The sequence below is a fragment of the Microvirga sp. P4_G7 genome, from assembly GCF_056401005.1.
In genome coordinates, this window is record NZ_JBFUKD010000781.1 from 1 (window position 1) to 1,563 (window position 1,563).

Annotated in this window: 1 protein-coding gene and 1 tRNA gene; both read right to left on the minus strand. The window is 64.9% G+C overall.

The window, feature by feature from the left end; translation table 11 throughout:
• Positions 1–230 precede the first annotated feature (230 nt).
• Positions 231–316 (minus strand) — tRNA-Leu (locus AC1DT3_RS20610).
• Between the two features lie 70 nt (positions 317–386).
• Positions 387–1,563: FAD-dependent oxidoreductase (locus AC1DT3_RS20615; protein ID WP_477467067.1), on the minus strand; the 1,177-nt coding region annotated here is incomplete at its 5' end.

Sequence of the window (1,563 nt, forward strand, 5' to 3'; positions counted from 1 at the left end):
CCATAACCTAGCGGGTGCCGCGCGGCCACTCGGCTCGACGTAATAGATACCAAAGTAGGATGCTTGAACGAGGCGAGCTGGTGCCGCACCAACCGAAGAGCGTAGCGTTGTCCACAGCCCTATCGACCACGCACTTATGCGGTCGCTGGCGTGACTAGCCGGTGACTACTCTTGAAGAAAGTAGCACATGCGATCTTCAGTAGAGTGGAAATATTATAATAAAATCAATATGGTGCGGACGGCGGGGGTCGAACCCGCACGGGCATAGCCCGAGGGATTTTAAGTCCCTTGCGTCTACCAGTTTCGCCACGTCCGCATTGTGAGTGACGGTTAGCGGGAGGCCGGGATAAGCGCAAGCCGGCGCGGGTCAGGTTGTGATCTGCGGGTCAGGTTGTGATCTGATGGCCGTAGAGCCAGTCATAGCGCTTGGTCATGCCTTCGGGCCCGAGCCTTCGCATGACCGCGTCGCGCGCGAGGGCGACCAGCGGGTTGGCGTGGTAGACGCGGCCGTTCTTGCGGGCTTCAGTCTGAACTTTCAGCGCGCGTTCCATCCGCGCTTTTTCGTAGGCGGAGAATACCTGCGGAATGTCGGCCGCGCGATCGGTGACGAGGGAAGCCAGCGTCGCCGCGTCTTCGATGGCGAGGGCTGCGCCCTGGGCCAGAAAGGGAAGCACCGGATGCGCGGCGTCGCCGACGAGGGCGGCGCGGTGGTGTGCCATCCGTTCGACGGGGTGGTCGAAGAGAGACCACAAGAGCCATGTGTCCGCGCTTGCCAGCAATTGCTGCAGGGCAGGGGCCGCATCCCGGTATTGGGACAGGAGCGTCGCGGCATCGCCGGGAGTCGCCCAGCCGTCCACCGGCGTTTCCCGACGCTCGATGGCGACGATGTTGATGAGGCGGCCCTCGGCGATCGGGTAATGGACCACATGGCCGCGCTGGCCGAGCCACAACCCGGTTTCATTGCTCCTAAACACGGACGGGACGCGGTTTCGTTCCACGGCCGCCCGCCATGCCACGGCGCCGCGAAAAGAGGGTGCCGCCTTTTCGCCGAGGGTGGCGCGCGTTTTCGACCAGACGCCGTCCGCTCCGATGACGGCGTCGGCACGCAGGCCCTCCCTGGTCCCACTTTCGGTCGCGAGGGTCAGGCTCACCGCGTCGGCGCCATTGTCGCTCGCCTCGACCGTCCGTCCCATGACAAGGCGGATCGATGGACGGGACCGGACGGCGTCGAGAAGAATCGTCTGGAGATCGGCGCGATGGACGACCCAATAGGGTGCTCCGAAGCGCTCGCGCATGAACGGCCCGAGGGCGACTTCGCCGATGGTCTTACCCGAACGGATGCGGCGGATGCGGACCCGATCGGGCTCACCGGCGACCCGTTTCAAGGCGGCGCCKAGGCCGAGGGCGATCAGATGGCGGCTGGCATTGGGAGAGAGTTGCAGGCCGGCCCCGACCTCGCTGAATCCGGTGCGTCGTTCGATCAACGTCACCGCGTGGCCTTTGTTGGCCAGCGCTAGAGCGGTCGTCAATCCACCGATGCCGGCGCCCACGACCGCGAAGGAG